This window comes from Fibrobacter sp. UWS1, from assembly GCF_002300445.1.
GTDB lineage: Bacteria > Fibrobacterota > Fibrobacteria > Fibrobacterales > Fibrobacteraceae > Hallerella > Hallerella intestinalis.
On record NZ_NSGW01000002.1, the window covers coordinates 550094 to 566606 of the forward strand.

The 16513-nt window shown below is 48.7% G+C and carries 14 protein-coding genes; all 14 read left to right on the forward strand.

All coding sequences use genetic code 11. From position 1 onward, the window contains the following. Nucleotides 1–15: 15 nt before the first annotated feature. Entirely contained in the window at nucleotides 16–966 is a 951-nt protein-coding gene (locus BGX14_RS12500) for a glycosyltransferase family 2 protein (RefSeq protein ID WP_095880057.1), read from the forward strand. Continuing rightward, nucleotides 963–1676 carry a polyprenol monophosphomannose synthase gene (locus BGX14_RS12505; RefSeq protein ID WP_073305579.1) on the forward strand — a complete coding sequence of 238 codons (714 nt, stop codon included), beginning with the start codon at nucleotides 963–965 and terminating at the stop codon, nucleotides 1674–1676. The genes BGX14_RS12500 and BGX14_RS12505 overlap by 4 nt, the downstream gene beginning before the upstream one ends. Nucleotides 1677–1688: 12 nt before the next feature. Then, complete coding sequence (locus BGX14_RS12510; RefSeq protein ID WP_095880058.1) at nucleotides 1689–3227, forward strand: glycosyltransferase; 1539 nt, start codon at nucleotides 1689–1691, stop codon at nucleotides 3225–3227. A 52-nt stretch (nucleotides 3228–3279) separates the two neighbouring features. Next, nucleotides 3280–3522 carry a Trm112 family protein gene (locus BGX14_RS12515; protein WP_073305575.1) on the forward strand — a complete coding sequence of 81 codons (243 nt, stop codon included), beginning with the start codon at nucleotides 3280–3282 and terminating at the stop codon, nucleotides 3520–3522. Nucleotides 3523–3542: 20 nt separating this feature from the next. Further along, complete coding sequence (locus tag BGX14_RS12520; RefSeq protein ID WP_095880059.1) at nucleotides 3543–6302, forward strand: tetratricopeptide repeat protein; 2760 nt, start codon at nucleotides 3543–3545, stop codon at nucleotides 6300–6302. Between the two features lie 21 nt (nucleotides 6303–6323). Further along, nucleotides 6324–7424, forward strand: coding sequence for a type IV pilus twitching motility protein PilT (locus tag BGX14_RS12525; RefSeq protein ID WP_073305571.1), 1101 nt, complete (start codon nucleotides 6324–6326; stop codon nucleotides 7422–7424). Nucleotides 7425–7473: 49 nt separating this feature from the next. Further along, a complete protein-coding gene (gene nadE, locus BGX14_RS12530) occupies nucleotides 7474–9297 on the forward strand; it encodes an NAD(+) synthase (RefSeq protein ID WP_158223321.1) in 1824 nt (607 codons plus the stop codon). Continuing rightward, on the forward strand, nucleotides 9297–9878 hold the full coding sequence (locus tag BGX14_RS12535) for a DUF5662 family protein (protein ID WP_095880060.1): 582 nt from the start codon (nucleotides 9297–9299) through the stop codon (nucleotides 9876–9878). Before nadE ends, BGX14_RS12535 begins: the two co-directional genes overlap by 1 nt. 255 nt (nucleotides 9879–10133) lie before the next feature. Continuing rightward, nucleotides 10134–10610: a division/cell wall cluster transcriptional repressor MraZ gene (locus tag BGX14_RS12540; protein ID WP_158223322.1), complete on the forward strand. Its 477-nt coding sequence runs from the start codon at nucleotides 10134–10136 to the stop codon at nucleotides 10608–10610. Beyond that, nucleotides 10597–11532 carry a 16S rRNA (cytosine(1402)-N(4))-methyltransferase RsmH gene (rsmH, locus tag BGX14_RS12545; RefSeq protein WP_095880061.1) on the forward strand — a complete coding sequence of 312 codons (936 nt, stop codon included), beginning with the start codon at nucleotides 10597–10599 and terminating at the stop codon, nucleotides 11530–11532. The genes BGX14_RS12540 and rsmH overlap by 14 nt, the downstream gene beginning before the upstream one ends. 20 nt (nucleotides 11533–11552) lie before the next feature. Next, nucleotides 11553–11801: a hypothetical protein gene (locus BGX14_RS15630; RefSeq protein ID WP_073305561.1), complete on the forward strand. Its 249-nt coding sequence runs from the start codon at nucleotides 11553–11555 to the stop codon at nucleotides 11799–11801. A 2-nt stretch (nucleotides 11802–11803) separates the two neighbouring features. After that, a complete protein-coding gene (locus BGX14_RS12550) occupies nucleotides 11804–13702 on the forward strand; it encodes a penicillin-binding protein (RefSeq protein WP_158223323.1) in 1899 nt (632 codons plus the stop codon). A 4-nt stretch (nucleotides 13703–13706) separates the two neighbouring features. Next, nucleotides 13707–15116, forward strand: coding sequence for a UDP-N-acetylmuramoyl-L-alanyl-D-glutamate--2,6-diaminopimelate ligase (locus BGX14_RS12555; RefSeq protein ID WP_073305557.1), 1410 nt, complete (start codon nucleotides 13707–13709; stop codon nucleotides 15114–15116). Beyond that, nucleotides 15116–16513 carry a UDP-N-acetylmuramoyl-tripeptide--D-alanyl-D-alanine ligase gene (murF, locus tag BGX14_RS12560; RefSeq protein WP_095880370.1) on the forward strand — a complete coding sequence of 466 codons (1398 nt, stop codon included), beginning with the start codon at nucleotides 15116–15118 and terminating at the stop codon, nucleotides 16511–16513. Before BGX14_RS12555 ends, murF begins: the two co-directional genes overlap by 1 nt.

A 16513-nucleotide genomic window follows, 5' to 3' on the forward strand; every position in this document is an offset into this window, starting at 1 on the left:
CTCTAGGAATTTTGTATGGATTTAAGTCTGGTCATTCCCGTCAAAGATGAAGCGGAAAATCTGCCGCCTTTGATGGAAGAAATCGTCGCAGCGATAACGCCGACGGGAAAAACGTTTGAAGTCATCGTCATCGATGACGGGAGCCGAGACGCTTCATGGAGCATCCTTTTGGACTTGGCGAAGAAATACGAATTCTTGCGACTCTTCCGGTTCCAGTTTAATTGCGGAAAAGCGGACGCCCTTTCTTTGGGCTTCTCGAAAAGCCGTGGCGATTTGATTGCGACTTTGGACGGGGACCTTCAGGACGATCCTCGCGAAATTCCCAAAATGATGAAAATCCTTGACGACGGTTACGATTTGGTTTCTGGTTGGAAAGTGCGTCGGTATGATCCGTGGCACAAGACTTGGCCGTCAAAGCTTTTTAATTTGACAGTCTCCTTGATTTGCGGCAAGCGTCTGCACGATTTTAATTGCGGCATTAAATTGTACCGGAGTTCGGTCGTTCGCTTTATCAATTTGTATGGGGATTTTCACCGTTTCATCCCGGTGATGGCGAAGTGGCAGGGCGCGCGGATTACCGAAATGCCTGTCGCTCATCGCGCTCGGGTTCACGGAACATCCAAATACGGGGTTTCCCGCTTGGTTTCGGGATTCTTGGATTTGCTGACCTTGCTTTTCTTGAGTCGGTTTGCGACAAAGCCCTTGCATTTCTTTGGACTTTTCGGGCTCTTGTTTTTGCTTTTTGGCGGCGGAGTCTTCGGCTATTTCGGGTGGGAGTGGTTCCGAACGGGAGCTTTGCATTTGCGCCCGCTCATCGTTGTTGGCGGCTTTTCGCTTTTAATGGGCGTTCAGCTTTTTTCGCTGGGCTTTTTGGCGGAACTTTTCAACCGCAATAAAAAGCAACGCTATCCGATTGCGGAAACGGTTCGTGGAAACATGGATTTATCGTTGGAGGCAAGCGCATGAATTATCCCAAAAGTCTGGTCATCATTCCGACGTACAACGAAAAAGACAACATTTCGTTGATTATTCCGGCGGCATTGGCGCAGGATCCTTGCTTGGAAGTTTTGATTGTGGATGACGGCTCTCCGGATGGGACGGGGGACATTGTCGAAAAGATGGCTGCGGAAAATGCGAAGGTTCACCTTTTGCGTCGTCCGGGAAAAATGGGACTGGGTTCTGCTTATGTCGCCGGCTTTCGCTGGGCTTTGGAACGGGACTTTGAACGCGTCTTTGAAATGGACGCCGATTTCAGTCACAATCCCGAAGATTTGCCGCGATTTCTTGCGGCGGCAGAAGAAGCGGACTTGGTTCTCGGCAGCCGTTACAATGAAAAGAAACTCGGCGTGGTGAATTGGGATTGGAAACGTCTTCTTCTCAGCTATTTTGCCAACCTTTACACGAGAATCGTGACTGGGCTTCCCGTAAAAGATGCGACTGGCGGTTTTAAATGCTTTCGGCGTTCCGCGTTGGAATCGCTTGACCTTTCGGGCATGAAAAGCGACGGCTACTGCTTTCAAATCGAGACGACTTTTAAAATTTGGAAGAAAGGGCTTCGCGTCAAGGAAATCCCGATTGTTTTTACAGATCGCATTCGCGGCGTTTCCAAGATGAGCGGGGGAATTATTTCCGAGGCGTTTTTTCTGGTGTTGAAGCTCCGTTTCAAGCGCTCTTGATGGAGATGGTCGATGGAAGCTCCGTACTCCTGTTCTGTGATTATTGTCGCTTATAATTCCCGGGATTATATTCCGGCTTGTCTTTCTTCGGTGACGAGCGCTCTGGAAAATATCGATTCCGAAATTATTGTCGTGGATAACGGTTCGCCGGTTCCGATTTTGCCCGCGCAAAAACAAGCGTTCCCTCAAGTCAAGTGGGTGGACAGTTCGGAAAATTTGGGATTTGGAAAAGGCTGTAATCTGGCAGCTCGCTCGGCAACCAAGGACGTTCTGTTTTTTGTCAATCCCGACACGGTCGTATCCAAGGAAACCTTTGCGAAAACGTTGTCTTATATGGCATCGAAAGCGGATGCGGGGGCCGTCGGCTGTAAAATTTTGAACGGAGATGGAACGTTGCAGTGGGCTTGCCGCCGCTCTTTTCCTTCGCCATTTGCGGCCATTTGCAAAACGATCGGCCTCTCTGCTCTCTTTCCCAAAAGCAAACTTTTTGCTTCGTATAATATGACGTATTTGAACCCGGATGAAGAAACTCCCGTCGATGCGGTGAGTGGTTCTTTTCTGGGCGTCAAGCGCAGCACTTTTGAACAGCTGGGCGGCTTTGACGAAGACTACTTTATGTACGGCGAGGATTTGGACATTTGCCTGCGGATAAAAAAGCTGGGGTTCAACAATTACTATTACCCGGGAACGAGCATCCTGCATTTTAAGGGGCAGAGCAGCAAAACCAGACGCTTCCGCACCTTTGTGGAATTTTATTTGGCGATGATTATTTTTGCCAAGAAACACCACAATTATCATCTGCCGACTTTTGTCATCGCTTTGGGCATTTTTTTCGCTTCGCTTGTCGGCGTTTTTTCTCGTCTGGTTCCCCAGTGGTGGAAAATGCTGGTCGATATTTTTTGCGTTGGCTTGTGCGCTTTCGGCTACTCTTACCATACGGAAATTTCGGGGCATTTATTCGGGGTGCTCGCTTTATCCATTTGGCTTCCGATGGTCGCAGCCGGGGATTATGTCTCGCCCAAGCTCGCGGGATTTTCTCTTTTCAAATTTTTGTTGCCGTTTTCCGCCATCGGGGTTCTGGTCTCGGTATTTTTGCTGAACGCGGACTGGGTGATTTCTATCGCCGCCCTGACATCGGTCTTGGCTTGCGTCTTTTGGCGAAGGCTTTTGTTCTGGCTCCGCTATTTTTATCGGATTTTTTCGGGAAACGCAAAACGTTCCATTCTGCTCGGCGGGACGACCGACGCGCTTTCATGCTGGTTTGACCGCTATCATTTGAAAACCGGTTTGAACATCTTGGGCTGTGTCACGAATAATCCGGAGCGAGTTTCAGAAGAAAATCGCGAACATCTTTTGGGAGGATTTGAACAGCTGTCAGCGATTTGCAGACGAACGGGCTGCAAGGAGTTGCTGGTTCTTTCGGATGCCAATGGCTTTCGGGAAAATTATGATAAGGATTTGATTGCGGCTCTGGGAATCCGTCCGAAGTTGTTAATCGGGACGGAAAATAACACAAATTACGCCGTAGTGGATCTAAATTACTTTTGCTGACAGATTCAAATAAGAAAAAGAATTATTTTTAGAGAAGTCAAAAAGGTGAATTATGGATTCTGAAATGCTTTCGATTTTGTGCACTCCCGATACCCGGGAACCCCTTGAAGGGGCTTCTGAAGAATTGCTTTTAAACGTCAATGAGAAAATCGCTCAGGGAACTGTAAAGACTGCGGGAGGAACACTTGTGTCCGAAACTCTCGAAGAGGCCCTGGTTTCTAAAGATGGAAAAAAACTTTACCCTGTAAAAAACGGAATTCCCATTCTTTTGGCGGATGAAGCGATTGCGTTATAAGTTTTAGGATTGAGGTAAATATGGCAACAACGGTTGAATTTCTGCGCAAGTCAATAGGCAAAAAGAAACAGTCGATGGCTTTTGCATGGCTTGCCGATTTGATGCGTCAACGCGGTGATTTAGACGAAGCGTTGCAGTGTGCCAGGTCGGGGCTTGCCGCTTTTCCGGAAAGTTTAGAAGGGCGTTTAGTTCTTTCGCAAATTTTAGAAGAGAAGCAGGATTGGGACGGCGTTATCGAAGCGTGCGAATATGTCCTTCTTCGCAACACCTATTGCCTTTCCGCTCTACGCCGGATGTATGTTGCCTACGCTGCCAAGGAAGATTTGGCAAACCGGAATCGCTATTATCAGATGTTGCGTGATTTGGATCCGTTCTGGAAAGAGCCGGCAATCGATGAGGCTTTGGAACAGCAGATGAGCGCACTTGAAATGCCTGTGGAAACGACCGCAGCTGTCGCCATCGAAGATACTTCTTTGGATAAATTGCTTCAGGAACAGCCGTTGGATTTGCCCGTTGCAGAAGAACCTTTGCTTGAAAAAAGTCCGGAAGTTGCTTCAGAACAATCGGCGGTGGAAGAAGAGGATCCGTTTGCTTCTTTCGCTTCCATGACGCCTACGGATGATGAAAACGACGGCGAAGTCTCGTTCAACGATTTGGAACACAGTTTGAACGATGCGATTGCGGGTTTTGCTCCGACCAATACAGAAAAGGATTTTTTCCCTGTCGATGAAATTGAAGGGAATGATATTTCGGCAGCTTTATCGGGAATTTTTGGAACGCAGGAAACGGAATCCGAAACGTTGCCGGAAGAAAAGGCAATGGGGGCGGTTGAAGAGGCTTCGCCCGAGTCTTTCACCGTTCCCAAAGCGGAAGATAAACCGCAGACTCTTTCCGATGCTTTTGATGATATCTTTGGCGAAGATGAATTGCCGGAAGAATTTGTGCCGACAAAATCTGCTCCGTCAAACGAAAACGTTTCTCCTACCGCCGAATCCATAGAGTTGCCGACAGCGAGCAGCGTGGAAACTCCCGCAGAAGCAGCACCGGCATCACCCAGCGAGACATTGGACTTGGATGCGGATGTTTCCCAATCCTTCGACAGCCTTTTCGGTAAGGACAGCGACGACATTCCGACCGAATCCTTGGAGTTGCCGACAGCAAGCAGCGTGGAAACTCCCGCAGAAGCAGCACCGACATCACCCAGCGAGACATTGGACTTGGATGCGGATGTTTCCCAATCCTTCGACAGCCTTTTCGGTAAGGACAGCGACGACGTTCCGACGGAATCCTTGGAGTTGCCGACAGCAAGCAGCGTGGAAACTCCCGCAGAAGCAGCACCGGCATCACCCAGCGAGACATTGGACTTGGATGCGGATGTTTCCCAATCCTTCGACAGCCTTTTCGGTAAGGACAGCGACGACGTTCCGGTAGAATCCTTGGAGTTGCCGACAGCCAGCACGGAATCCCCCGCAGAAACAGCACCGGCAGCACCCAATGACACATTGGACTTGGATGCGGACGTTTCCCAATCCTTCGACAGCCTTTTCGGTAAGGACAGCGACGACGTTCCGGTAGAATCCTTGGAGTTGCCGCCAACGACCGGCGCGGAAACTCCCGCTGAAGCAGCTCCGGCGGCACCCAGCGATACATTGGACTTGGATGCGGACGTTTCCCAATCCTTCGACAGTCTTTTCGGCAAAGACAGCGACGACGTTCCGGCTGAATCCTTGGAGTTGCCGACAGCGAGCAGCGTGGAAACTCCCGCAGAAGCAGCTCCGGCAGCACCCAGTGACACATTGGACTTGGATGCGGATGTTTCCCAATCCTTCGACAGTCTTTTCGGCAAAGACAGCGACGACGTTCCGGCTGAATCCTTGGAGTTGCCGACAGCGAGCAGCGTGGAAACTCCCGCAGAAGCAGCTCCGGCAGCACCCAGTGACACATTGGACTTGGATGCGGATGTTTCCCAATCCTTCGACAGTCTTTTCGGCAAAGACAGCGACGACGTTCCGGCTGAATCCTTGGAGTTGCCGACAACGAGCGGCGTGGAAACTCCCGCAGAAACTTCTCCCTCGGCACCCAGTGACACATTGGACTTGGATGCGGACGTTTCCCAATCCTTCGACAGTCTTTTCGGCAAAGACAGCGACGACGTTCCGACCGAATCCTTGGAGTTGCCGACAACGAGCGGCGTGGAAACTCCCGCAGAAACTTCTCCGGCGGCACCCAGCGACACATTGGACTTGGACGCGGACGTTTCCCAATCCTTCGACAGTCTTTTCGGTAAGGAGAGCGACGATGTTCCGGCTGAATCCTTGGAGTTGCCGCCAGCGAGCAGCGTGGAAACTCCCGCAGAAACTTCTCCCTCGGCATCCGGCGAGACTTTGGACTTGGATGCGGACGTTTCCCAATCCTTCGACAGTCTTTTCGGTAAGGAGAGCGACGACGTTCCGGCTGAATCCTTGGAGTTGCCGCCAACGAGCGGCGTGGAAACTCCCGCAGAAACTTCTCCCTCGGCATCCGGCGAGACTTTGGACTTGGACACGGACGTTTCCCAATCTTTCGACAGCCTTTTCGGTAAGGACAGCGATGATTTGCCGTTAGAAGATGCCACAACCAGCACACGAACTTTGGCGGAAATTTATTTCGGACAAGGTGTTTATGAAGAAGCGATTCGGATTTATAAAGATTTAATTCGCAAGTCGCCGGACGACGCTTCTCTTCAAAAGCGATTGGCTGAAATTGAAAAAGCCCGTAACGACAAATCGAATTTCGGTTAGTTCGGCAAAACGGAGAATTTTATGTCTGCAGTAAAAATTGAACAGCTTTTGCGTTTGATGGCGCAAAAGAAAGCTTCGGATTTACACATTCGGGTCGGTGTTCCTCCGATTTATCGTATCAATGGGAAATTGACAAAGCTTGTGGATATTCCGATTGATGCGGCGACCATGGATGAATTTTTGACCGACATGATGAATCGCGATCAGATGAACCGTTTTGAATCGGAAAAGGAGTGCGATTTCGCTGTAGGCGCTCGGGACATGGGACGTTTTCGTGTAAACGTTTTTCGTCAGCGGGGATCTTCGGCAATGGTGATTCGCCATATCAAAGCGAGCATTCCGAAGTTTGAAGAGTTGAATTTGCCGCCTGTTATTTTGGAACTTGCAGAACGCAAACGCGGTCTGGTTCTGGTTACGGGTACGACGGGTTCCGGAAAATCGACGTGTCTGGCTTCGATGATCGACCATTTGAACGATACGGTTTCGGACAACATTATCACGGTGGAAGACCCGATTGAATATCTGCATCGGGATAAAAAATCCATTGTTTCCCAACGTGAAATCGGCGTGGATACAAATTCTTATGCGAATGCTCTGCGCTCCGCCTTGCGCCAGGATCCGGACGTTTTGCTGGTCGGTGAAATTCGAGATTTGGAAACCATGCAGATTGCGCTGACCGCAGCCGATACGGGACACATGGTGTTTGCAACCATTCACACGACGAATGCGACGGAAACGATTGCTCGTGTGCTTTCCATGTATCCGCCCCACCAACACGATGAAGTTCGTTTGCTTTTGGGAGAATGTCTGGCGGGCATCGTAAGCCTTCGCCTTTTGCCGACTGTAGAAGGTCAAGGCCGAGTTCCTGCGGCAGAAATCATGATAAACACGGCGGCAATTCGGGACTACATCATTGACAAAGATAAAACGGGCATGATTGAACAGGCGATTGCAGAAGGCCACATGCAATATCATAGCCAGACGTTTGACCAGGCGCTTTTGGATTTGTATGCGAAAAAGCTAATCACTTATGAAGTCGCTTTGGCGGCGGCAACAAATCCGGATGATTTCGATTTGAAGGTTCGAGGAATTTCTGGAACATCGGATCGCGGCTGGATGTAGCTTACGCTTTTTGGGGCGAATGGATAAAATAAAATCCAATAGAGAAAATATGAAAATCTACATTGCACAGATGGAAGTCATTCCCGGAAGTCCGGAGAAGAATTTTTCCGCTATTCAAAAATTTGTTGAAGAGGGAAGGCGACAAGATGCCGATTTGGTCGTGTTTCCTGAAATGGCGGTTCCAGGATATTTGCTTTCGGACTTGTGGGAAGAAGATTCTTTTGTAGAACGTTGTTTGCACATCAATGAAGCGGTTTGTGCTCTGTCCAATCAAGTCGATATTTTATTTGGCAGCGTTGCCAAAGAAAAAGAAAACGGAGAAAATGGCCGCCCGCTTTTGTATAATGCAGCCTTTTATGCGTCTCGGGGAGAGTTTAAAACCCTTGTGGACTGCAAAGGCGTACGCAAAAACTTTTTGCCGAAGACATTGCTCCCTTGCTATCGGGAATTTGAAGAAACGCGTTATTTTTCGGACTTGAGAAAACTCGCGCAAACGATAAATGCCCCGATGTCGGAAATGATTGCCCCGTTGCAGTTGGACGGTTTTCAATTGGGCATCACGATTTGCGAAGACGGTTGGGATTCTCTGTATAAAATCAAGCCGTTTGAAATTTTGCGAAGCAAAATGGGCGCTGGGGATTTGCTCATCAATATCTCTTGCTCGCCTTATACTCAGGGAAAAGACCGGGCGCGGGATCGTGTATTTGGAACTCATGCAAAACACGCCGGCATTCCGCTTTTATATGTGAACGCGGTGGGATCGCAGAATAACGGGAAAAATATTTACGCTTTTGAAGGGGATTCCAGCGTTTACGATGCCGCGGGCAAGAGCATTTTTTCTTTACCGCTTTTTGAAGAGCATGGAACTCTGGTCCATTTTGAAAAAGGCATTGTGCGTGTGGACGAAGCGGAATCGCCGAGAACAACGGGAATTGCCGAAGTGCACCAGGCTCTGGTTTATATGATTCGCAAGAATTTGGCGCGATTTGGCATTCAAAAAATGGTAATCGGCGCTTCGGGCGGAATCGATAGCGCTGTCAGTGCGGCTTTATATGCCGAGGCCTTGGGCGCAGAAAATGTTTTTTTGGTGAACATGCCCACGCGTTTCAATTCCCATACGACACGTAATGCGGCAAAGGATCTGGCGGATAATCTGGGTTGCCCTTATATGGTGGCTCCTATTGAATCGGTGGCGAACGCCCTCTGCGAAAGTCTTGCCGAAGATTCATTTGTGCGAAATCCGGTAAAAATGGACGTGTCCGGCATTCATTATGAAAATTTGCAGGCGCGTCTTCGCAGTGCCGCTTTTTTAGCGACGATAGCAAGCGTTGTCGGTGCGGGATTTACTTGCAACGGAAACAAGAGTGAAGTGGCTGTAGGCTACTGTACTTTGTATGGAGATACTTCGGGAGTGATGTGCGCTTTGGGCGATTTGTGGAAAACGCAGGTGTATGAACTCGCCGAAGAAATCAATTCTCGGCGTTCGGTCATTCCTCAGGCTTCCATCGATATTCCAGCAAGCGCAGAACTTTCCAGTGCGCAAAACGTTGATGAAGGCAAAGGCGACCCGATAATTTATCCGTATCACGACAAGCTTTTTTCTTTTTGGATGGAACGCTGGCAGAGAAACAGCATTGCGGATTCCGAAGCTTTGTTAAATAAAGGATTCGATGTTTATTGCGAACAGCTCGGGGTCGATAAGGAATTTTTCAAAAGTAAATTCCATACAAAAGAAGAAGTGATGGACGATATGCGCCGCTGGTGGCACCGTTACAAGGGAATCGCTTTGGCAAAACGCATCCAGATGCCGCCGATTCTTTCGGTCTCCCGTCGGGCATTCGGATTTGATTTTCGGGAATCGCAGCTAGGATAATGTTTCGCATTTTCGGACATTTTCTGACGATTACAAAACACCGCCATGAAGTCGTCCGGTTGTGCTTTCGTGCGGGAATCGGTTTTCAAGGATTGTTCCATGACTTGTCGAAATACTCGCCGACGGAATTTATTCCCGGGGTTCGTTTTTATACGGGAAAGGAATCGCCGAATAATGGAGAAAGGCGTTCCTGCGGTTACAGTCTCGCATGGATGCACCACAAGGGAAGAAATAAGCACCATTTTGAATACTGGTATGATTACGACATGGTGACGAAAAAAATTGTCCCCGTCGATATGCCGGATCGTTACATCAAGGAAATGTGCTGCGACCGGATTGCGGCATCAAAAGTTTATAACAAAGAAAATTACACGACCAAATCCCCGTTGAACTATCTGCAAAAAAGCGTCGCTAGAGAAAAAATGACGGAAACGACGTACCGAAAATTGCTGTATCTTTTGACGATGCTGGCGGAAAAAGGAGAAAAGGAAACGTTGAAACGGATGCGCCAAATGCGGGAAATTCCCGAAGCGGTGGCGAATTCTGCATCGGATATTGAAAGAAATGTTTCCTGTGAATAAAGAATTGGAAAGCGGTTTCAAGCATCGAAACGAAATAGAATCGCAAAATTTTTACCGCTGAATCTGTAAAATTTCGAAGTCTTTGAATAAATGATGCACGGATGAGCATTGTGACGGCGGTCGCTGTATATTTTGACATCTTTAAAAAATGAGGGGAATCCGTCATATTCAGTTGTTCACTATTGAAACCGGTGGGGAATTGTGGTTATATTTGTAGTGTTGTGGATTAAAGTGGGTAAACTTTTAATGGAAGACTTGAACGAATTCATAGGACAAGCCAAAACGGCTCTCGACGAAAAGGGACGTACACCCGTTCCTAGGGAATTTCGTCGTCTGCTCTCGGATGAAGAGAGCAAGTCGTTGATTGTGTCCTTTGGAATTGGCGAATCCCTCATTTTGTGGACCATCGAGGAATATCGCAAGTTCGTTGTCCATATTGAAACGCGCCCAGCAACCCCGAAGAACGTAAATTTCCGCCGTTTGTTTAAAGCGAACTCGCATCTGGTTTCTATGGACGGGCAAAACCGCATTCTGCTCTCCAAAGAAGACAAAAGCCGGGCGAAGTTGGAAGGAGAGGTGCTTTATGTAGCCCGCTCTGGCAAGTCTGCGGAACTTTGGAATCCTGCAATCTACAACTCGAAGTTCGGCTTCAATACGGAAGAAGACAATCAAGAGTTCGATGACGGATTTTTTGATGACGTGTCTTTGAGGGGTGCGGATGAAAATCGCTGAATACCATTCCCCGGTTCTTTTTGAAGAAAGCTTGCGGGCTCTGCTTTGGAACCCGAACGGCGTGTATGCGGACTGCACTTTGGGCGGAGGCGGTCATTCTGAAGGAATTTTGAAACGGCTGGAACCTGCGGGGCATCTGCATTCTTTTGATCGCGATCCGGAAGCCATTGCCTATGCGAGAAAGCGGCTTGCGCCCTTTGCCGACCGCGTGACTTTTCATCCGGTTCCCTTTGGCCGACTGGCAGACGAGGTCTGCGCAAACTCTCTTTCGGGAGTTCTTTACGATTTGGGAATCAGTAGTCACCAAGTTGATGACGATTCTCGAGGCTTTACTTTCCAAGGGACGAATCCTGTCGATTTGCGAATGGACTCGCGCGCCGCTTTTAGTGCCCAGGATTGGATGCGTACAAATTCACTTGATGAAATGGCGAGGGCCTTTAAGGAAAATGCGGATTTGGATCGTGCGTATAAATTAAGTCAAAATGTACAGAATGTCGTTTCGGCTTTATCGACACCGATTTTGCCGGAGCATTTGAAACTTGCCGCCGAAAAAACGTATCCGGATCGTATTCGAGATATCAACAGCATTCTGGCTCGGATTTTTCAGGCGATTCGGATGGAAGTCAATGGCGAGTTGGATGAAATTCGGACAAGCATGCGCGCGGCGGTAGAGGCTTTGGTAAAAGGCGGGCGCCTGGTCGTCATTTCGTATCACTCTGTAGAAGATCGCACGGTGAAACTGGTCTGTGCAGAATTTGAAAAGAACTGTATTTGTCCTCCACAGTCTCCTGTTTGTTTGTGCGGAGACAATCATCAGAAACTGAAAAAAGTTTTCCGCAAGCCCATCCTTCCGACCGGAGAAGAGATCGCCAAGAACCCGCGGGCCCGTTCTGCAAAACTGAGGGTGTACGAAAAAGTATGAGACGCCTTGTTTTTGCTAGTATGGTATTGTTGATTCTCGTAGCGGCATATCTTTGCGGGAATTTATGGCTGCAGAATCGCTACGAAAAAATCGCGATGGAAAAAGCGGCTCTGCTTCGTCAGATTACGGAGCTTCGCGGACAGGTCGTTTTATACGAATTGGAAAATCGGGAGCTTGCTTCGTTGGAGAGAATTTTGCAAGTCGCCCCCTTGCTCGGCCTGGACTATATTCAGGTTCCTCGGAAATTGAGAAATGCGGGGGGACGATAGCGATGCATTTATCTGGGATTACATGGGTGATGGTCATCGCGGCGGCTGTATGGGCGATGCTGCTCGCTCGGACTTTTCAAATCCAGGTCGTCGATGGGGAAAAATATCGTCAGATTGCCAGCAATCGCGCTCAGGATCGCACGATTCGCGTCGCGCCTCGAGGAAGAATTTTAGATAGGAATGGCAATGTTTTGGCGCAAAGCATTCAAGAGCGGAATAAGGACGAAGCGAATAAGTGGGACACCCGCCGTGTGTATCCTCAAGGCGTTTTGGCTTCGCAACTGTTGGGACGCGTGGGAAGAGACGGTCAAGGCCTTTTTGGCTTGGAATATCAATTCGACGAAGAATTTCGGGGAACGGACGGTTGGCAAATTCGTGTGCTGAGTGGAAATCGGGTTGTGCAGGCTGGTCGCAAAATGGAAGGTGCCGATCCGATCCCGGGAAAAGATCTGGTGCTTACAATCGATAAAAACATTCAAGAGATTGCCGAAAATGCTCTGAAAGCTGGCGTGGAAAAATACCGTGCACAAAGCGCAAGTGCCATTATAGCGGATCCAGCCACGGGCGAAATTTTGGCGATGGCGAATTATCCCTCTTTTGACCCGAATGTTCCTTTGACCGCGAAATCTCAAGCGAAGCAGAACGACTGCATTTCAAAGATTTATGAACCGGGTTCTACGTTTAAAGCGATTACGGCGGCGACAGCGATAGAAACGAAGTCGGTGAATCCGAAAACGGTTTTTAGCGGAGAAAAAGGACGGTGGGCTTTTGGCTCTGGATCGAAAGATGTGATTCACGATGACGGAGGAAGAGATCATGGCGATCATGATATGACAGGTGCTATGGCCGTTTCGTCGAATATTATTTTTGCAAAAATAGCGGATAGCATCGGCGATGAAAAATTTTTCTCTTATATTCGCAAATTCGGCTTTAGGACGAAAACCTCGATAGAACTCCCCGGCGAAGAAGTAATGCCGTTGAAAGAACTGGGCGAATGGAGCGGGCGCACGGGAAAGACCGTGGGTTTTGGCCACGAGATTATGGTCAATCCGATGCAGATGGTGATGAGCTATTGCGCAATCGCCAATGGCGGAAATCTGTTGCAGCCGACGATTGTCCGGGAATGGCGATCTTCAGACGGCGAGGTTTTGGAAAGGAATTCGCCGGAGAAAGTTCGTCGGGTTATTTCGGAAGAATCCGCAGCTCAAGTGCGCACGATGCTTCGCAAGGTGGTGGAAACGGGAACAGGCCAAAGGGTTAATTCTAAATATTTATCCGACATTTATTTTGGCGGAAAAACCGGCACGGCAGAAAAATACAGCTCGGACTTGAAGGGTTACGACAAGTCAAAGCAGATATCTTCGTTTATCGGGCTCGTTCCCGCAGAAAATCCTAGCTATGTCTGCATGGTTTTTGTCGATGAACCCAAGGGTAGCACTTCCGGAGGAGCGACTGCAGGACCGATTTTCCGCAAAATTATGGAGGACATTTATTTTAGTCCGCTGATTTCTCCGGCTTATTACAATTTGGAAAATATCGTGCCGAATGAAAAATGCAATTTGGAATTTGTCGGATTGTCCCGGATTGCGGCGAAAAAACAGGCGGATCAAAGCGGATGTCCCATTTCTTTTGTCAATGGGGAAAACGAAGGCTCTACGGTCGTAGCGACGGAATATGACTTTGAAAATGGAGGGCGCAAATTGCGTCTGGGTTCTTTGCGGCTTCAAAAAATGCCGGATCTCAAGGGGCTTTCTTTGCGGGATGCCTTGGAACAAATCGGAGAACTTTCGGGAGTTGTCGAATACGAGGGAAAGGGCTGGGTGAAACGGCAGATTCCCGAACCGAATGCGCCTTTGAAACGCAATGAAAAGTTTAAACTCGTTCTTTCGGAGAAGGGGTAATCGTATGTTGTCTGAAACAGCTTTGAAGAATATGGGAATTCGGGGACTTTGCGATGATTCTCGCAAAGCTTCTCCTGGAGATTTGTTCTTTGCTTTGCCAGGAGCGCAGGCGGAAGAATTTGCCCGCATTGCGTTGAGTAAGGGGGCGGTAGCAGTCGTTGGCGAAACGGAAGCTCCCCAGGATTTGGCGAGCAAGTGGATTCGGGTTTCGAGCGTCAAAGAAGAGCGCGCATCGACAGCCAAAACTTTTTTCAAAGACCCCTTTTCCAAGCTTTCGGCCCATGCCGTCACGGGAACAAATGGAAAAACGACAAGTGCTTTCTTGATGGATGCGATGCTTTCGGGCGAAGGGCGAAAAACCGCTTTGCTCGGAACGATTTGCAAAAGAATCGGCGATCGTGTAGTCGCTTCCAATTTGACGACTCCCGGAATTTTGGAATTGTATGCCTTTGCTGCGGAAGCGGTGAATGCAGGCTGCTCCGACTTGGTGATGGAAGTCTCGTCGCATTCCCTGCATCAGGGACGCATTCAGGGGATTCATTACCAGAGCGCCCTTTTTTCCAATTTGACTGAAGACCATCTGGATTACCACAAAACGATGGAGAATTATTTTCAGGCGAAGAAGTTGCTGTTTACGCATTACCTCTCGGAAGATGGCGTTGCCGTTATCAATATCGACGATGCGTATGGAATGCGCTTGTTTGACGAAGTGGATGTCGCTCAAAAAGTTTCGGTTTCTCGCTTGGGTAATGCGAAAGCCGTGATTGTTCCTCAAAGCGTTCAAAGCGGCGAAGATGGGATGATTTTACAAGTTCCCGCTATTTCGGAAAAGCCTTTTCAAACGGGGCTTGTTGGGGAATTCAATGCGGACAATGTTTTGCTGGTGATGAGCTGGGCAAAAAGCATTGGCATTTCGGAAAATTCGATTCGGCAGGCTTTGAATACGGTCAAGGTCCCCGGGCGTTTTGAAATGACATTTAATGACGGCTCCCGTCGCGTTTTTGTGGACTATGCGCATACGCCGGATGCTTTGGAACGGGTTTTGCGGGTTGCTAGAACACTTTGCCGAGGAAAGCTTTCTGTGGTCTTTGGCTGCGGAGGCGACCGCGATCGCAATAAGCGGCATATCATGGGGGAAATTGCAGAACGGGATGCCGATTTTGTTTGGGTGACTTCGGATAATCCGCGAACCGAAAAACCGGAAGATATCATTGCCGAGATTATCGGCGGAATGCACTCCGACCATTTTAAAGTGATTGTTTCACGAGAAGAGGCAATTCGGGCTGCTTGCAAGGCGATGCAGGCGGGAGACGTTCTTATTGTCGCGGGCAAGGGACATGAAAATTACCAGATCATCGGAAAGACAAAGCAGCATTTCGATGACCATGAAATCATCCTTCGGGAGATGTGCTGATGCAAAATTTGGATTTGACAATTGGCGAATTGTGCAAAATACTGGAAAGCGAACCGGTGGGCCTTACCGCTCGTGTTGCCAAACGCAAAGTGAAACTCTGTTTGGACAGCCGAGAAGCTGCGCCGGGAGTTGTTTTTTGGCCGTTGAAAGGAGGTCGTTTTGACGGGCATGATTTTATTCCTGAGGTGATGAAAAAAGGAGCTCTGATGAGTGTGATGGATGCCGATAGAACCGGAGATTCATTGTCGGACGTTTATGTCCCTGTAGATGATTCCAATAAAGCGTTGCTCAAGCTGGCAAAGGGTTATCAGCGCTTGTTCAAATTGAAAAAAATCGCTATCACCGGATCCAACGGTAAAACGACGACCAAGGAAATGCTCAAAACGATTCTTTCGGAGCAGTTTAAAACGGTGGCGACGGAAGGGAATTTCAACAACCAAATCGGCGTTCCCAAAACCATTTTCCGTTTCAAGCATTCCGATGAAGTCGCGGTTGTGGAAATGGGAACGAGCGCGCCGGGCGAAATCCATCCGCTTTCGATGACCGTGGAACCCGATATTGCCGTCATCACCAACGTCGGCGCAAGCCATTTGGAATGTTTAGGCGATATGGACAACGTTTTCAAGGAAAAAATCACCATTGCGGACGGATTGAAAAAAGGCGGTCTTTTGGTCGTCAATGCGGACGACTCTCGTCTTTCGAAATTGCGAACGAATACGCGCTACCGCGTTTTGACTTTCGGCATTAAGCGTGGAGTTGTCAAACCGGAAAATTTGACTTGGGATGCGAACGCCTGCGCCCGATTTAAAATCGGACGGACGGAATTTCATCTGAATGTTCCGGGAATTCACAATGTCTATAATGCGTTGGCGGCTATCGCTGTGACAACGGCAATGCGTATGCCCAAATCGGTCATCGCTTCGGCTCTCGAAAAATTTCATGCGGCGAATATGCGCATGGAAATTCGGAATGGCGTCGGGATTAAAGTGGTGTCTGACTGTTACAATGCGAACCCTTCTTCGACGAAAATGGCTTTGCAAACGATTGGTGCGCTTTCAAATACGAACCGCAAAATCGCGGTCCTCGGCGATATGCTGGAACTCGGCAGTAAATCGGAAGAGCTTCATCGGGAAATCGGCGGGCTGGTGTCGCAGTTCCATTTCGATATGCTTGTTGCTGTTGGAAATTTGAGCAAAGCAATCCAGGCTGGAGCACTTGCTTCTGGAATGGACGAAAAGAGCGCTCTGCATTTTGATTCGGTTCAAAAGGCAATGGATTTTTTGAATGCGAATGTCCGTTTGGGAGACATCCTTTTGGTGAAGGGTTCCCGCGGAATGAAAATGGAACAAATCGTGGATCAGCTGCTGCGTTTGGAACCGGCGGTTTGCTCAAAGTAG